Origin of the sequence: Glycomyces sp. MUSA5-2 (genome assembly GCF_037034145.1) — a bacterium.
In the GTDB taxonomy this organism is placed as follows: Bacteria; Actinomycetota; Actinomycetes; order Mycobacteriales; family Micromonosporaceae; genus Glycomyces; species Glycomyces artemisiae.
The window spans coordinates 956,992-973,007 of record NZ_JBAGKG010000002.1 but is presented as its reverse complement, the minus strand read 5'-3'; the positions used below and the strand labels follow the sequence as shown (position 1 = coordinate 973,007).

Below are 16,016 nucleotides of genomic sequence, written 5' to 3'. Positions count from 1 at the left end.
CATTACTTGACTAATGAACCATAGCACGAAGCGACCCGGGGCGCGAGGCCCCGGGTCCGCGTGCGGGAGCTAGACGAGGCCGCCTTCGTAGGCGGCGATGACGGCCTGGGTGCGGTCGCGCACCCCGAGCTTGGTGTAGACGCTGCTCAGGTGGGTCTTGACGGTCTCGCGGCCGAGGAACAGCTCGGCGGCGATCTCGGCGTTGGACAGGCCGCGGGCGGCGAGGACGAGGACTTCGCGCTCGCGGTCGCTGAGGTCGCCGAAGCCCTTGGGGACCTTGCGGTCCGGAATGTTCGCGGCGAGGCGGCGCACGGCTTCGGGGAACAGGAGCGCGTCGGTGCGGGCGACGAGGCGGACGGCCGCGAGGAGGTCTTCGAGACGGGTGCGCTTGAGCAGGAACCCGTCGGCTCCCGCGCGCAGGGCCTGCCACACGTAGTCGTCGTTGTCGAAGGTGGTGACGACGAGGATCTTCGGCGGGGCGGCGAGTTCGGCGGTGATGCGGGCCGTCGCCTCGATGCCGTCGACCTTGGGCATGCGCACGTCCATGAGCATGACGTCGGCTTTCCCCGAACGCGCGATGGCGACCGCGTCGATCCCGTCGGCGCCTTCGGCGACCACGTCGAGGTCGGGTTCGGCGCCGATGACGGCGGCGAACCCGGAGCGGATAAGGGCCTCGTCGTCGACGAGCGCGATGCGCAGCGGCGCGGTCATGCGGTCCCTTTCGGCAGTTCGACGCGGACGGTCCAGGTCCCGGCGTCCCAATCGGCCGCGGCGGTGCCGCCGAGGACGGCGGCGCGCTCGGCCATGCCGATGAGGCCGCGCCCGCCGGGGCGGGGCCGGGGCCTGCGCGCGGCGGAGCTCGCGACGGCGACCGCGACGCCCGCGTCGTCGATGTCGAGGTCCACGGCGGCGCGCGGCTCGTCGGCGTGGCGCAGCACGTTGGTGAGGGCCTCCTGGACGATCCGGTACGCCTCGCGGGAGGTCAAGCGGCCCAAGGATTCGCGGTCGCCCGTAACGCGGAGCTCGGTGCGCACGCCGGACTCGGCGGCGAGCGCTTCGAGGTCGGCGAGGTCCTTCTGCGGGCCGCGGGCGCCGTCGCGGTCCTCGCGGAGCGCGCCGATGACGGCGTCGAGCTCGGCGAGCGCGTCGCGCGCGGTCTCGCCGACCGCGGCCATGGCGGTCGCGGCGAACGCGGGGTCGGTGCCGATGAGCCGGGAGGCGGCCTCGGACTGGACCACGACCACCGACAGGGCGTGCCCGACGGAGTCGTGGAGTTCGCGGGCGATCCGGTTGCGGGCCGCGAGGCGCGCGGTCTCGGCGCGGGAGGCGGCGAGCCGGTCGGCCGCGCCCTGGCCGAGCAGGTGCGGCGCGAGGGCCCGCATCCCCGCGGCGACGGCGGCCGCGAGGTAGGCGAGCGCGACGAGGAACGCCGGGCCGGTGAGCAGGCCCCAGTCGGTGAGCCAGCCGCCGTACACGCCGGAGGTGTCGAGGCCGACCACGGCGCGGGCGCCGTTGGCCGCCAGGTAGACGGTGAAGGGCACGAGTGCGAGCGTGGCGCCCGAGAGGAGGCCGCCGACGACCGCGTGGAGGGTGAACCAGCAGCCGGTGCGCCAGCGCGCGTTCCAGGTGGCGTCGTCGGCGGGCGGGGCGAACTCGGCGCCGAGGAGGCGGCGGGCGGCGGTGCGCTCGACCTCGCGGTCGGGCAGCAGGAGCGAGACGGCGGCGACGAGGGGCACGACCGCGGCGAACACGCCCGGGTCGATGACGCCCTGGAACCCGGCGTCGGGGTGGCGCCAGTTGTAGCCGAGGGCGCCGACGATCATGAACGGCATCATGAGGGCGCCGCCGAGGATGAGCCAGACCCACCCGCGGTAGGTGGCCCCGGACCGGAGCGGGGCGAGGAGGCGCATGGGGCCATTGTGCCAGCGGGCGTTCACGGGACCATCCTGGTAGGGGCCGGGGCCGGGCGCCTCCCTCGCGGGCGCGGGCCCGGTCCCCCGCGCGGGGGACCGGGGCGGCCGCCGCTACTCGCCCTCGTAGGCGTCCTTGAGGCCCTGGAGGTCGATCTTCTTCATGCCGTACATGGCCTTGACGGCCCGCTCGGCGCCGGCCTTGTCGGGCCCGCCGACGTACTTCTCGGCCTCGGTCGACCAGACCTGCCAGTTGACGCCCCACTTGTCGGCGATCCAGCCGCATTCGATCTCCCTGCCGCCGTTGGACAGGAACGCGTCCCAGAGGCGGTCGATCTCGGCCTGGTCGTCGCAGTTGACGAGCAGGGACATGGCGTGGTCGTGCTTGGCGGAGGCGTCGCCGTTGATGCCGGTGAACTGCTGGCCCGCCAGCTCCCAGTTGACGACCATGGCCTCCCCGGTCTTGCCGTGCGCGTCCTCGACGAAGGGGATGCTCCCGGTGATCTTCGCGTCGTCGAAGAGGGAGACGTAGAATTCGGCGGCCTCCTGCGCGGCGCCGTCGGCGTACCAGATGTTGGTGACGATCTTCTGCATGGTCGCGTCCTCCAGAACGGGTCCGTGGCTGTAGGCCTACAGCCGATTGCACCAGTTGAGACGAGGCGGCGAGGCCGAATTCATCGGTTCCGGCGGCTACATTGGGCGCATGGTGACCAGCAGCGCCGCGACCGTGGACGAGTACCTCGCGGCCCTCCCCGACGACCGCCGCCCCGTCATGGCCGCGATCCGGGACGTCTGCCGCGCCGAGCTCGCCGGGTTCACCGAGGCCATGGCCTACGGCATGCCCTGCTACCTGCGCGGCGGCGAAGCCGAGGTCGCCATCGCCTCCCAGAAGCGCCACATCGCGTTCTACCTCATGCGCACCGACGTCAAGGACGCCTTCACGGCCCGCCTCGCCGCCCACGACATGGGCAAAGGCTGCCTCCGCTTCTCCACCCCCGCCAAGGTCGACCTCGACCTCGTCAGGGACCTGGCCCGCGCAACGGCCGCCGCCCCGGGCCCGGTCTGCGACTGAGCGCCCGCCTCAGGCGGCGCTGCCGAGGTGCTCGGTGGTCTCGTACACCTGGCCTTCGGCGTTCGCGTAGGGGTCGTCGTCGGCGGTCGCGGCCCGGCGGGTGTCCGCGGCCTCGTCCTTGATGTCGAAGCCCTCGGCGGGCCGCCTGGTGCCGCCCTCGCTGCTGCGGAAGCGCTCCAGGACGTCGGTGAAGGCCTTGGAGACCTGCTTGTCGCTCTCCTCGTAGTCCTCGGCGGCCTTGGCGACCTGGTCGCGGGCGGTGTAGTACCGCGCCGCGGTCGTGCTGAGGAAGCCGCGGAACTCCTCGACCATCGCGAGTACGTCCTCATCCGGGGGCGTGGCGTGCCCTTCCCGGTCGGCGAAGTGGGCGGCGGCGGCCTGGACGGGCGCGAGCCGCCCGGGCAGCTCCTCGTAGGCGCCCGCGACGAGGCCGATCTTCTCGGCGAGCTCGATGAGCTTCGTGGTGTTCGCGCCGAAACCCTTGCGGTCCCCCGCGGGCGTGCCGGTGGCGCGGTTCTCGGTCAGGTCGTACAGCTCCAGGTCGAACGAGCCCACGGCGTCGAGCTTCGAGCGGAGGTCGCCGGTGCCGGTCTTGTAGGCGATCTCCTTGGCGTCGATGAGGTCCCGGAGCTGGTCCATGTGCTGCGAGAGCGCTGTGACGATCGCGCGGTGGTCCCCGGTGTACCTGACCGCGTCGTGGGTCGGGAGCAGCTCCTCGCCGAGGAACGCGATGAAGTCGAAGACCTTGCCGACCACCTCGGCGGGCCCTTTGGTGAACGCGAGGACCTTCCCCAGGCCCTCCAGGACCACCCAGGGGTTGCCCTCCTGCACGGTCCCGGTCGCGCCCAGGGCGGTCGCGGCCTGATCGATGAGGTGGAGGGTGTCGCCGCGCCCCATCTGGATGATCCCCGACCGGTAGTTGACGAGTTTCGCGAGCTCGACCGCGAGGACGCGGTGGTTGTCCAGGGTGGGCAGGGCCGACTGGAGGAATCCGCTCCTGAACCCGTCGGCGGCGAGCCCGGTCCATTCGACCCACCAGTTCTGGGAGGTGCCGTCCCCGTCGGACAGGTCGGCGACCCTCCCCGACAGGCTGCCGGCCCCGGCGGTTCGGCTCCCGTCCGGAGCCGGGCCCGCCGCCGCGATGACCTCGTAGAGCCCCTTGAGGGCGCCGTACGCCGCGTCGAGCGCGGGCAGCTCCTGGGCGTCGAACTTCGGGACCTTCTTCTCGATCGCGTCGCGCTCGGTCTTGGCCCAGCCGTGGACGGCCGTCATGACCTGCGGCAGCGGGCAGGTGATCCGCGCGGGCATCGTCGGCGGGGCGCTCGCGGGCATGCGGCCCTCGCAGAAGGTCGGGGTCGCGGCGCCGTCGCCGCCCTGCGCCCAGGCGAGGTAGTCGCATTCGCCGCGGTGGAGGTCGACCTCGGGCCGCTTCAGGTACGGCCAGTCCAGCGTCGCGCCGGCGTTCTCGACGATGCCGGTGCGGATGGCCTGCTGGCGGAGGAACGACTCCGCGGCCTCCTTCTGCCACCGCTTGATGAGCGCCGACCAGAAGCGGTCCAGCGCGGGCTTCACGTTCGCCGCCATGTGGTTCGGCCCGGGAATGTACGCGGCCACGGCGCACCGCCTTTCACAGCACAGGGGATCCGCATCGAGTGCATCACCGATCCCGGTGCGCGGCAAGGGGGCCGGGTGTCCCGGTCCGTCCGGGACGGGGACGGACGGGGCAGTGGCCTCTCGGTAGAATCGTGACGTGCGTCAATCCCTCGACGGCCTCGACCCCTCCTCGGCCGGCTCGGCGCCGCAGCTCGTCGCGCTGCTGCGGGAGCTGCGGGCGGCCTCCGGCCTGAGCATCCGGGAGGTGAGCCGCCGCGCCCGCGACCGCGGCGACTGGCTCCCCACGAGCACCCTCGCGGCGGTCCTCAACCGCGACGCGGTCCCCCGCGCCGAGGTCGTGGCCGCGCTCGTGCGCGCCTGCGGCGGCGACGAGGCCGCCGTCGAGACCTGGCTCGCCCAGTGCGCGCGCATCAGCGCCGCCGACGTCGCCGACACCGGGCAGGTCCCCCGCCAGCTCCCCGGCGCCCCGCACGCGTTCACCGGCCGCGAGCGCGAACTGCACCTCATCGACGAGCACCTCCAGTCCGCATCCCCGCGCTCGGTCGTCCTCGCGGGCCCGGCCGGGATCGGCAAGACCGCGCTGGCCCTGCACTGGGCGCACCGGTCGCTCGACGCGTTCCCCGACGGGCAGCTGTACGTGGACCTGCGGGGCTTCTCCGGCACCGACCCGCTCGCGCCCGGCCCGGTCCTGCACCGGTTCCTGACCGCGCTCGGCACCGGCCCCGAGGAGGTGCCCGCGGACGGCGACGAGCGGGCCGCGATGTTCCGCTCGCTCCTGGGGCACCGGCGGGTCCTCGTCGTCCTCGACAACGCCCGCAGCCCCGAGCAGCTGCGCGACCTCCTCCCCGGCACCGGAGGTTCCACGGCGCTCATCACCGCCCGCACCGACCTGTTCGGGCTCACGGCGACGCACGGCGTCCCGCACCTGCGCCTCGCGCCGCTGACCCGCGAGGAGTCGATGGACCTCCTCGACGCGATGATCGGCCGCGGCCGCGTCGCCACCGACCCCGAGGCGGCCCGCGGCCTCGCCGCCGCCTGCGGCGACCTGCCGCTCGCGCTCCGCCTGGCCGCGTGCCAGACCCTCGCCCACCCCGAGCAGACCATCGGCGAACTGCGCGACCGCATCGCCGAGGCGCCCTTGGCGAACCTCGACCTCCCCGGCGACGAGGCCGCGGGCCTGCGCGCCTGCCTCGACCTCACCCGCGACCGCTTGGACGCGGCCGACCGGGACGCCCTCGACGCGATCGGCCTCCATCCCGCGACCGAGTTCGAGGCCGCCGGGATCGCCGCCCTCACCGGGACCTCCGTCCGCGACGCCGACGCGGCCCTGCACCGCCTCGCGGGCGTCCACCTGGCCGCGGCGAACGGCGACGGCCGCTGGAGCGTCCACGACCTCGTGCGCGCCTACGCCCGCGAGCACGCCGACGGGCACCCGCGCGAGGAGCGCGAAGCGGCCCTGGGCCGCCTCTACGACTGGCACCTCGCCGCGGTCGCCGGGACCTGGCAGGCGATCTTCGGCCTCGAACCCGAGGTCGTCCCCGCCTCCGACGTTCCCGTGCCGGTCTTCGACGGCCCGGAGGCCGCGCTCGCCTGGCTCGACCCGCGCCACAGCGCCCTCTGCGAGATGATCCGCCACGCCGCCGCCGGGCACCGCGACTGGCACGCGGGCCGCCTCGCCCACGCCCTCTGGCGCTACCAGTACATCCGCGGCGTCCGCGGCGAGGCCGAGGCGTGCCTGCGCGTCGCCCTCGACGCCGACCGCCGGACCGGCGACCGCGCCCACGAGGTCAAGCTCCAGCGCCAGCTCGGCAACACCCTCAAGGCCCTCGGCCGCTTCGACGAGGCCGAAGGCGCGCTCGACCGGTCACTGCGGCTCGCGACCGGGCTCGACGACGTCGAGGCCGCCGCGCTCACCCTCATGGCCCTGGCGCAGCTGCACATCCAGCAGTGGCGCCTCGACGAGGCCCGCACCTGCGCGACCGAGGCCGCGCGGGTCTTCCGCGACCTCGGCGACGCCGACCGGGAGGTCAACGCCCTCGACGACGTCGCCCACGTCGACATGCTCGTGGGCAACGACGACGAGGCCCGCGCCGGGTTCGACCGCGCCGTCAAGACCTTCACCGACCGCGGCTGGACCCAGAACCTCGCCTCCGCGCTCGCGGGCCTCGCGCGCCTGCGCCTGCGCGACGACGACGCCGACGGCGCCGCCGCCCTGCTCGCCGACGCCCTCGACGCGTACCGCCAGAGCGGCGACCCGCTCGGCGAGATCTACGTGCAGTCGCTCCAGGCCCTCGCGCACGCCCGGCTCGGCGACCGCGAGACCGCCGCCCGCCTCGCGGGCGGCACCGCCGAAGCCGGCGTCGCCACCTCCAGCCCCGAACTGGCGCTGGAGGTCCTCAACAACGCCGGGTTCGCGTTCGGCGCCGTCGGGGACGCCACCGCCGCCGAACGGGCCCACCGGGAAGCACTCGACCTCGCCGAGGCCCTCCCGGACCTGTACGAGCAGGCCCGCGCCCGCCACGGCATCGGCGACGCGCTCGCCGCCCGCGGCGAGGACGACGCGGCCCGGGCCGAGTGGACCCGGGCCCTGCGCCTCCACGAGAAGCTGGGAACGTACGGCAGAGCGGAGCTCGCCGAGCGGCTCGCCTAGGCGAGGTCCCGCAGGTCGGCCCGGTCCGGCAGGTCCGAAGCCGGGACCGGCCCCCGCTCCGCAACCGCGCTGCGGGCCGGGAACGCGTGTCTGCGCCCGGACACCACGACGAGCAGGATCAGCACGCCCGCCGCGACCACGGTCCACGCCAGCGACAGCGGCCCGAACCGGACCAGCATCAGGCCGCCGAGGGCCCCGCCCGCGGCGGTCGCCGCGTTCCACAGCGTCACGACCAGCGCCTGCACGGTGTCCGCGGCTTTCGCGCCCGCCTGCCCGGCCGCGGTCTGGAGCAGGGTCGGCACGCCGCCGTGCCCGAGGCCCCACAGCGCGACCGCGACGTACACGAGCGCCGGGGCCTCCGCGAACACCGCGAGCGCAGCCGCCGCCGCGCCGGTGAGGACCGCCGCGGCGATCGTCAGGTGCCGCAGCCGCCGGTCGATGTGCGCGCCGGTGATCCAGATGCTCGCGATCGACGCGAGGCCGAACACGAGCAGCACCCGGTCGACCGAGCCGCCCATCCCGAACCGCTCCAGGAACGCCGCGATGTACGTGTACAGGACGTTGAACGCGATCACGTACACCGCGATGACCGCCATGATCGCCGGGACGCCCGGGATCACCGCGGCCCTGAGCACCGGCGTCCGCGACTCGGCGCGCTGGCCCGGGAAGTCCGGGACCGCCAGGGCGATCCACACGATCGACAGCACCGCCAGCGCCGACATGACGCCGAACGACTCGCGCCACCCGAGGACCCCGCCGATGAACGTCCCCACCGGGACCCCGAGCGCCAGCGCCAGCGGGATGCCCGACATGACGATCGCGATCGCCCTGCCCTCCATGCCCTTCGGGGCCAGGCGCCGCGCGTACCCGACCATGAGCGCCCACGACAGGCCCGCGGCCATGCCCGCCACGAAGCGGGCGGCCATCGTCAGGGCGTAGTCGTCGGAGAGCGCCGTGACGGTGTTCGCGGCGACGAACCCGGCCATCGCCGTCAGCAGCACCGGCTTGCGGCCCCAGCCGGCGGTGAGGGACGACAGCGGGATCACCGTGAGGGCCGTGCCGATCGCGTACACGGTGACGGCCTGGCCCATCGCGGCCTCGCTCACGCCGAGACCCGCGCGCATCCCGGGCAGCAGGCCCGCGGGCAGCGACTCGGTGATGACGGTGATGAACACGGCCGTGGACAGGGCCAGCAGCCCCGACAGGGGCAGCCGCCCCCGCCGTGGCGCCGCGGGCCGGGAGAGGGTCGTTTCGCTCATGGCAGCAAGCGTCTAACCTTGACACTAGTGTCAGAGTCCAGCGGGAGTGAGGCGGGCCATATGAGGATCGGCGAGCTGGCGGAGCGCACCGGCGCCCCCGCCCGGATGCTCCGCTACTACGAGCAGCACGGCCTCATCGCCGCCGACCGCTCCCCCAACGGCTACCGCGACTTCCCCGAGGCCACCGTCGAGCGCGTCGGCCAGATCCGCGGCCTCCTCGACGCGGGCGTCCCCGTCAAGATCATCAAGCAGATCCTCCCCTGCCTCGACGGCCCCGGCCAGATCTACTTCCCGGTCCCCGACCCCGAGATGCTCGCCCAGCTCGCCGAGCAGCGCGACCGCATGACCCGCAAGGCCGAATGCGTCCTGAAGAACCGCGACGCCATCGCCGCCTACCTCGACCGGGTGAGCGGAACCACTGCGTGAACCGAATCCGCACCGCGGTCATCGCCCTCGTCGTCAAGGCCCAGACCGTCACCGTCTTCGGCTACATGGGCGTCATCTCATTGCTCGGCGTCGAGGCCCTCGTGGTCCTCCTCGGCTTCACCACGGTCCTCCCGATCGCGATCCCCTTCGTCCTCATCGCCGTCGCGTTCGCGTACTTCTTCCGCGAACGCCTCAAGACGGCCTGGGCCTTCATCAGGGCGAAGCTGAAGCGCGCCTGAGCCTCACGCGATCTCGCGGGGGTCGATCTGGACGCGGACGGGTTCGGACTTCGCGCCCGCGCGCTCCGCGGTGGCCTTGGCGAGGACCGCGGCGAGGGCCGCGCCGTCGCGGCGGCGCACGCGCAGGAGCAGGCGCTCAGTGTGCTCGTCCACGGGGATGGGGCCGATGGCCTCGGCGTGAATCGGCAGGTCGGTGGCGAGCTTCTCCGGTTCGCCGTTCGGGCCGGTGAGGGCCGCGAACCTCATGACCGGGGGGAAGCCGAGTTCGGCGCGGTCTTCGAGTTCGCGCACCGCGAACCACGCGGGGTCCCAGCGCATGAGCGCCTGGACGACCGCCAGTCCCCCGTCGGCGACCACGACGGCGGTGCCGTCGTGGCGGGCGAGCGCGACCGCGTTCATCCAGCGGCGCAGGGCCTCCTCGCTCGCGGTCAGCTCGGCGCGCGTGAGCAATGCCCACGTGTCGAGCAGCAGGACCGCACCGTACCCTTCGGCCGCAAGGGGTTCCACGCCCGGCGTCGCCACTACGACGGCCGCGCCCGGCGGGGCCGCGTCGAGCCGGTTCGCGCCCGTCGACTCCACGACTGTCGTGTCCGGGAACGCCTGCGCCAGCTCTTCCACCGTGCGCTCCGCGCCGATGACGATCGCGCGGACGCGGTTCGATCCGCATTCGGCGCAGCGGAAGTCGCGGGCGACCGTGCCGCACCAGCCGCACACCGGGTCGCGCCGCGGGCCCAGGAGCCGCAGCGGGCCGGAGCAGTTCAGGCAGGCCGCGCGGGTGCGGCAGCGCTGGCAGGAGACGGCGGGGATGTAGCCGCGGCGCGGGACCTGGACGAGGACCGGCCGCTGCTTCGCGAGGGCCGCGCGGGCGGCCTCCCAGGCGATCGTGGGGAGCCGGGCGGTGCCGCCGGAGGGGTCGCGTTCGAGGTCGGACTCGTCGCCGACGGGGACGATCCGCGGTGCGGCCGAGCGGATCTCGCCGCGCGGCGCGACGATGGACTTCGCCCAGTCGGTCTCGACGAGCAGCTGCGCCTGCGGGGTGCGGGCGTTGCCGCCGACGAGGCAGGCGGCCTTGGCGAGGTTCGCGCGGGTGAGGAGGACTTCGCGCGCGTGCGGGTAGGGGGCGTGACGGTCGATGTGGGAGCCGTCGCCGTCGTCCCAGATCGCGGTGAGCCCGAGGTCGGCGACGGGCGCGAACGCGGCCGCGCGGGTCCCGGCCACGATCCGTACGTCGCCGCGCGCGGCCTTCAGGAACGCCCGGTAGCGCTTCGTGGGCCCGGCCTGGGCCGAGAGGACCACGTGCCGGTCGGGGCCGAGCACGGCCTCCAGGGCGGCGTCCAGGCGGTCGAGGTCGGTCTGGTCGGGCACGACCAGCACGGCCCCGCGCCCCGCCGAGGCGGTCGCCGCGGCGGCCTCGGCGAACCGGGCGGGCCAGTCCTCGCCGGGCACCGCGTTCCACACCGCCCTCGGCGACTTCTGCTCGCGCAGCGCGCGCAGGAATGCCTCGCCCGCGTTGTATCTCTTCCAGTGGTCCGGACTCGGCGCGGCCACGTCGAGGACCTCGCCGCGCGCCTCGGACTCGACCTTGACGCGCCGCTCGGGGACGGCGAGCCGCAGTACGTCGGACATCGTCCCGGCGTACCGGTCGGCGACCGCCCGCGCCAGGACGGCGACCTCCTCGGTGACGACCGGCTCGGGCGAGACTAGCTCCGAGATCCACAGGAGCTTCCCCGTGAAGTCGGTCGAGGGCTTGAGCGCGATGACGAACCCGGCGACCTTCCGCCGCCCGAACCGCACCCGCACACGGCACCCGGGCCGCACGTCCATGTCCGCGGGCACCAGGTAGTCGAAGAGCCGGTCCAGCTGCGGCAGCGGCTGGTCGATGCAGACCGCTGCGATAGCCGGGGACTCGTCCATCCGATAAAAGTACCGGGTGCCTCCGACGTCGGAGGCACCCGGCGCGAAGCCGATGGCCGCTAGGAGACGGCTTCCTTCAGGGCCGCGGCCCGGTCGGTGGCCTCCCAGGTGAACTCGGGGAGTTCGCGGCCGAAGTGGCCGTAGGCGGCGGTCTTGGAGTAGATCGGCCGGATGAGGTCGAGGTCGCGGATGATCGCGGCCGGGCGGAGGTCGAAGACCTCCAGGACGGCCTTCTCGATCAGCGCCGGGTCCACGGTCTCGGTGCCCTGGGCGTCGACGGCGACGCTGACGGGCTTGGCCTTGCCGATGGCGTAGGCGACCTGGACCTCGCAGCGCTCGGCGAGGCCGGCGGCCACGACGTTCTTGGCGACCCAGCGGGCGGCGTACGCGGCGGAGCGGTCGACCTTCGACGGGTCCTTGCCGGAGAACGCGCCGCCGCCGTGGCGGGCGTAGCCGCCGTACGTGTCGACGATGATCTTGCGGCCGGTCAGGCCCGCGTCGCCCATGGGGCCGCCGATCTCGAAGCGGCCGGTCGGGTTGACCAGGAGCTTGTAGTCGTCGATGTCGAGGTCGAGCCCGGACACGACCGGGGCGATCACGTGCTCGGCGACGTCGGGCGCGAGGAGCGAGTCCAGCGAGATGTCGGGCGCGTGCTGGCTGGAGACGACGACCGTGTCGAGGCGCACCGGCTTGTTCTTGTGGTACTCGATGGTGACCTGGGTCTTGCCGTCGGGGCGCAGGTACGGGACGGTGCCGTCCTTGCGGACCTCGGTGAGGCGCTGGGACAGCCGGTGCGCCAAGGCGATCGGCAGCGGCATCAGCTCGGGGGTCTCGCGGCACGCGAAGCCGAACATGAGGCCCTGGTCGCCCGCGCCCTGGAGGTCGAGCTCGTCGTTCGCGGCGGAGTCCACACGGGACTCCCACGCCTTGTCGACGCCCTGCGCGATGTCGGGGCTCTGCCCGCCGATGGAGACGTTCACGCCGCACGAGGCGCCGTCGAAGCCCTTCTTGGACGAGTCGTAGCCGATGCGCAGGATCGTGTCGCGCACGATCCGCGGGATGTCCGCGTACGAGTGGGTCGTCACCTCGCCCGCGACATGCACCTGCCCGGTGGTGATGAGGGTCTCGACCGCGACGCGGCTCGCGGGGTCCTCGGACAGCAGGGCGTCCAGGATCCCGTCCGAGATCTGGTCCGCGATCTTGTCCGGGTGGCCTTCGGTGACCGACTCGGAGGTGAACAGGCGACGCGCCACGGCACTCCTCATAACCAATACTCAATACACTGCCAAGCCTTCCGGCAGCGCACTACTACCGACTTCGCAGCTCACAAGTCTATGCGCTCACGATCTTCCCACCAAGTCGCCGCGCTGGGCGGCGGTGGTATCAGTCGCGTCCATCCAGCGGGAGCCGGGCGGCCACCGCGTCCCAGATCGCGTCCGCAACCAGTTCTTTCGACGCCTCGTCGAGGGCGGCGACGGGCCCGGCCGCGTCGAACACCGTGACGGAGTTCTCCGCCTTCCCGAACACGGCCCCGCCCGACACGTCGTTGAGCACCACCAGGTCGGCGCCCTTCGCCTCGCGCTTGGCCTTCGCGTGCTCGGGGCCGTCGTGGGTCTCCGCGGCGAACACGACGAGGACCTGCCCGGGGCGCTTGGCCCGGCCGACGGCCGCGGCGATGTCCGGCGTGGACGTCAGCGCCAGGTCGAGGTCGCCCTTGCGCTTGAGCTTGCGGTCCGAGGCCTCCTTCGGCGTGAAGTCCGCCGGGGCCGCGGCGAGGACCGCCGCGTCCGCCTCCGCGGCGGCCTTGACCGTCGCGTCGTGGAGCTCCGCGGTGGTGCCGACGCGCTCGACGCGGACGCCGGCGGGCAGCGGCGCGTCGATGTGCGCCGCGATGAGCGTGACGTCGGCGCCGCGCGCGGCGGCCGCCGCGGCGAGGGCGATGCCCTGGCGGCCCGACGAGTGGTTGCCGATGAAGCGGACCGGGTCGATCGGCTCGCGGGTGCCCCCGGCGGTGACGAGGACCTTGCGGCCCACCAGGTCGCGGGCCGGGGAAGTCAGGAAGCCCTTGAGGAGCGCGAACAGCGACTCCGGCTCGGGCAGGCGCCCGGGGCCGGTGTCGGCGCCGGTGAGGCGGCCCGAGTCGGGCTCGACGACGTGGACGCCGCGCTCGCGCAGCGTCGCGACGTTCGCGCGGGTCGCGGGGTGCAGCCACATCTCGGTGTGCATCGCCGGGGCGAACACCACCGGGCAGGTCGCGGTGAGCAGCGTCGAGGTGAGCAGGTCGTCGGCGCGGCCCTGCGCGGCCCGCGCGAGCAGGTCGGCGGTGGCCGGGACGACGGCGACGAGGTCGGCCTCGCGGCCGAGCCTGACGTGCTTGACCTCGGAGACGTCCGAGAACACGCCGGAAGCCACCGGGCGGCCCGACAGGGCCTCCCAGGTGGCTTCACCGACGAACTTGAGCGCCGCCTCGGTCGGGATCACGGTCACGTCGTGGCCGGACTCCTTGAGGAGGCGGAGCAGGATGCACGCCTTGAAGGCGGCGATGCCGCCCGACACGCCCAGGACGATCGAGCTACCCCCGCGCGGGCGGGGACCACTGCTCAACGTCGCCGCCTAATTCTCGGTGTCGTCGAACGCCTTCGTCTCAAGGAGGCCCTTGTCGAGCTCGCGCATGGCGATCGACAGCGGCTTCTCCTCGGGCGTGGTCTCGACGAGCGGACCGACGTACTCCAGCAGGCCCTCGCCGAGCTGCGAGTAGTAGGCGTTGATCTGACGGGCCCGCTTGGCCGAGTAGATGACCAGCTGGTACTTCGACTGGCTCTTCTTCAGCAGGTCGTCGATCGGCGGGTTGGTGATGCCGACGGGGTCGGCGACAGTCCCTGACACGTGTTGTCCTTCGTGTACGACTTGGATGCTCAGAAGCTTCCGGACTTTACGATGGCCGGAGAACTGAGCAACTCTACCAGCTCGGAGGCCGCCTGCTCGATCGACACGTTCGTGACTGTGTGATCGAACTCGGATTCGGCGTCGAGCTCTTCGCGCGCGGCGTCCAGGCGGCGCGCGATGGTCGCGGCGTCCTCGGTCCCGCGCCCGGTGAGGCGGCGGACGAGCTCGTCCCACGACGGCGGGGCCAGGAACACCAGCTGCGCGTCGGGCATCGCCCGGCGGACCTGGCGGGCCCCTTGCAGTTCGATCTCCAGCAGCGCCGGGAGTCCGGCGCGCAGGCGCTCCTCGACCGGGCCGCGGGGGGTTCCGTAGAGGTTCCCCGCGTAGGAGGCCCATTCAAGGAACTCCCCCGCGGCGATCATCGACTCGAACTGCTCGGTCGACACGAAGTGGTAGTCGGCGCCGTCGACCTCACCAGGACGCGGCTTGCGGGTCGTGCAGCTCACGGAGAGCCAGACCCACGGGTAGTACTCCTGGATGAGTGCCTTGACGCTGCCCTTGCCAACGCCGGACGGGCCGGAGAGGACCGTCAGTCGCTGGGCGAGGGCGGCGTGGTGGTGATCGATGCTCACGCGACTACTACTACCCGAACTTAGGCCTGGTCGCCCTTGAATTCATCCAGAAGCGCGGCGCGCTGGTGCTCGCCCAGGCCGCGCAGCCGACGCGAGTCGGCGATCTTGAGCTTCTCCATGATCTGGGTGGCGCGCTTGTCGCCGATGCCCGGGAGGGCCTTGAGCACGGCCGAGACCTTCATCTTCCCGGAGATGTCGTCGGTGGCAGCGGACTTGAGGACCGCTTCCAGGGTGGTCTCGCCCGACTTCAGCTTCTCCTTGAGCTCGGCGCGGGCCTTGCGGGCCGCCGCCGCCTTCTCAAGGGCGGCTGCGCGCTGTTCCGGAGTCAGTTTAGGGAGCGGCACGGGGTCTCCTTGCAGTCGATGGTTTCGTCCCTGTGGACCTTGACGTGCGGGTATCGCCAAAGCATACCCAGCTCGGAGACGGTAACCCCACCTACCGACACGCCTGCGACCGGGGGTCGGGCAAATTTCGGGCCGGAAAAGCGGCGGTTCATTCCCCCATCGCGGCGCGGCATTCCTCCTGCAACGCCTCGACGGCGGTGCGAATGCTCGCCGCGGCAGGGCCCGGCTGCGCGATTTGTCGGGAATAGGACGGTATTGCGAACTTCGTAGCGGGCCCGAGGACGCGCGGAAGATCACTGGGGCGCCCGCCCTGGGCGCCCATGCCCGGGACCAGGATGGGCCCGTTGAACTGGGAGAGGTCGTGAGCGGAGTCACGTTGGCTCACGGTGGTGTGGGTGATTCCGTAAGTCGACTCACGCAGGCGGGCCTCCCCCTCGCTCGCGCACGCGCCGATCGTGGCGCCCATGACGATCCCGAAGGACCCCATCGGGTCGGCCTCGCCGTTGCGCTCGCCGACCTCGTCGATGACGCTCTGGGCGACCGAGCGGCCGTCGCGGCGCTTCGCCATCTGGACGTACTTGCCCTCCGGGTTGGAGGTGCGGGCGAGGACGAACACGCCCTTGCCGTGCGCGGCGGCCGTGTCGAACGCGGGCTGGAGCGAGCCGGTCCCCAAGTAGGGGCTGACGGTGATCGCGTCGGCCGCGAGCGGCGAGGCCGGGTCGAGGTACGCCTGCGCGTACGCGGCCATCGTGGAGCCGATGTCGCCGCGCTTGACGTCGAGGATGACGAGTGCCCCGGCGCGGCGGGCCGCGGCGATGACGCGTTCGAGGAGGGCGACGCCGCCCGAGCCGAAGCGCTCGAAGAACGCCGACTGCGGCTTGACGAACGCGCACCGCTCGGCGACGGCCTCGGTGAGCGTCATGGCGAACCGCTCGGCCCCGGCCAGGTCGTCGTCGAGGCCCCACTGGAGCAGCTGCGACCCGTGCGGGTCGATCCCGGCGCACAGCGGGCCCCGCTCCTGGGCGAGACGGAAGGCGCGGGCGCCGAATTCCTTGGTAGACATGGTTCCT

General features: G+C 73.0%; 16 protein-coding genes. 4 read left to right on the top strand and 12 right to left on the bottom strand.

Going from position 1 to position 16,016, the window contains the following annotated elements; genetic code table 11:
- Positions 1-69: 69 nt before the first annotated feature.
- The 3 genes from WA640_RS10045 to WA640_RS10035 all read right to left on the bottom strand — a co-directional run bounded on the left by WA640_RS10045 (position 70) and on the right by WA640_RS10035 (position 2,504).
- Positions 70-711, bottom strand: a complete 642-nt coding sequence (locus WA640_RS10045) for a response regulator transcription factor (RefSeq protein WP_335987485.1) — start codon at positions 709-711, stop codon at positions 70-72.
- Positions 708-1,937 (bottom strand): sensor histidine kinase, encoded by a 1,230-nt coding sequence (locus WA640_RS10040; RefSeq protein ID WP_335987484.1) that lies wholly within the window; start codon positions 1,935-1,937, stop codon positions 708-710. Before WA640_RS10040 ends, WA640_RS10045 begins: the two co-directional genes overlap by 4 nt.
- Positions 1,938-2,024: 87 nt before the next feature.
- Positions 2,025-2,504 carry a VOC family protein gene (locus tag WA640_RS10035; RefSeq protein WP_335987483.1) on the bottom strand — a complete coding sequence of 160 codons (480 nt, stop codon included), beginning with the start codon at positions 2,502-2,504 and terminating at the stop codon, positions 2,025-2,027.
- Positions 2,505-2,613: 109 nt separating this feature from the next.
- Between WA640_RS10035 and WA640_RS10030 the strand changes: the two genes are divergently transcribed.
- On the top strand, positions 2,614-2,982 hold the full coding sequence (locus tag WA640_RS10030; RefSeq protein ID WP_335987482.1) for an iron chaperone: 369 nt from the start codon (positions 2,614-2,616) through the stop codon (positions 2,980-2,982).
- 9 nt (positions 2,983-2,991) lie between these two features.
- On the opposite strand, the gene WA640_RS10025 is transcribed toward WA640_RS10030, so the two are convergent.
- Complete coding sequence (locus WA640_RS10025) at positions 2,992-4,596, bottom strand: hypothetical protein (protein WP_335987481.1); 1,605 nt, start codon at positions 4,594-4,596, stop codon at positions 2,992-2,994.
- A gap of 136 nt (positions 4,597-4,732) precedes the next feature.
- Here WA640_RS10025 and WA640_RS10020 point away from each other — a divergent pair, with 136 nt between their 5' ends.
- On the top strand, positions 4,733-7,246 hold the full coding sequence (locus tag WA640_RS10020) for an ATP-binding protein (RefSeq protein WP_335987480.1): 2,514 nt from the start codon (positions 4,733-4,735) through the stop codon (positions 7,244-7,246).
- Here the strand turns inward: WA640_RS10020 and WA640_RS10015 are convergent.
- Positions 7,243-8,505 (bottom strand): MFS transporter, encoded by a 1,263-nt coding sequence (locus tag WA640_RS10015; protein ID WP_335987479.1) that lies wholly within the window; start codon positions 8,503-8,505, stop codon positions 7,243-7,245. The two genes, WA640_RS10020 and WA640_RS10015, sit on opposite strands and share 4 nt — an antisense overlap.
- 60 nt (positions 8,506-8,565) lie before the next feature.
- Here WA640_RS10015 and WA640_RS10010 point away from each other — a divergent pair, with 60 nt between their 5' ends.
- Together WA640_RS10010 and WA640_RS10005 are read left to right on the top strand one after the other, a co-directional pair.
- Positions 8,566-8,931, top strand: coding sequence for a MerR family transcriptional regulator (locus tag WA640_RS10010; protein ID WP_106364640.1), 366 nt, complete (start codon positions 8,566-8,568; stop codon positions 8,929-8,931).
- A complete protein-coding gene (locus WA640_RS10005; protein ID WP_335987478.1) occupies positions 8,928-9,170 on the top strand; it encodes a hypothetical protein in 243 nt (80 codons plus the stop codon). The genes WA640_RS10010 and WA640_RS10005 overlap by 4 nt, the downstream gene beginning before the upstream one ends.
- Positions 9,171-9,173: 3 nt before the next feature.
- Here the strand turns inward: WA640_RS10005 and WA640_RS10000 are convergent, their stop codons facing one another.
- From WA640_RS10000 to pyrF, 7 genes are all read right to left on the bottom strand, one after another.
- Entirely contained in the window at positions 9,174-11,051 is a 1,878-nt protein-coding gene (locus WA640_RS10000) for a primosome assembly protein PriA (protein WP_442904726.1), read from the bottom strand.
- 92 nt (positions 11,052-11,143) lie between these two features.
- Positions 11,144-12,337 carry a methionine adenosyltransferase gene (metK, locus tag WA640_RS09995; protein ID WP_335987476.1) on the bottom strand — a complete coding sequence of 398 codons (1,194 nt, stop codon included), beginning with the start codon at positions 12,335-12,337 and terminating at the stop codon, positions 11,144-11,146.
- A gap of 130 nt (positions 12,338-12,467) precedes the next feature.
- Positions 12,468-13,688, bottom strand: a complete 1,221-nt coding sequence (gene coaBC / locus WA640_RS09990; RefSeq protein WP_335987475.1) for a bifunctional phosphopantothenoylcysteine decarboxylase/phosphopantothenate--cysteine ligase CoaBC — start codon at positions 13,686-13,688, stop codon at positions 12,468-12,470.
- A 9-nt stretch (positions 13,689-13,697) separates the two neighbouring features.
- Positions 13,698-13,970 carry a DNA-directed RNA polymerase subunit omega gene (gene rpoZ, locus WA640_RS09985; protein WP_106364636.1) on the bottom strand — a complete coding sequence of 91 codons (273 nt, stop codon included), beginning with the start codon at positions 13,968-13,970 and terminating at the stop codon, positions 13,698-13,700.
- A gap of 29 nt (positions 13,971-13,999) precedes the next feature.
- The gene (gene gmk / locus WA640_RS09980; protein ID WP_106364635.1) at positions 14,000-14,602 is read right to left on the bottom strand and encodes a guanylate kinase; all 603 of its coding nucleotides are present in this window, start codon (positions 14,600-14,602) and stop codon (positions 14,000-14,002) included.
- 20 nt (positions 14,603-14,622) lie between these two features.
- The gene (gene mihF, locus WA640_RS09975) at positions 14,623-14,946 is read right to left on the bottom strand and encodes an integration host factor, actinobacterial type (protein WP_030156658.1); all 324 of its coding nucleotides are present in this window, start codon (positions 14,944-14,946) and stop codon (positions 14,623-14,625) included.
- Between the two features lie 148 nt (positions 14,947-15,094).
- A complete protein-coding gene (gene pyrF / locus WA640_RS09970; protein WP_106364634.1) occupies positions 15,095-16,009 on the bottom strand; it encodes an orotidine-5'-phosphate decarboxylase in 915 nt (304 codons plus the stop codon).
- Positions 16,010-16,016: the final 7 nt, after the last annotated feature.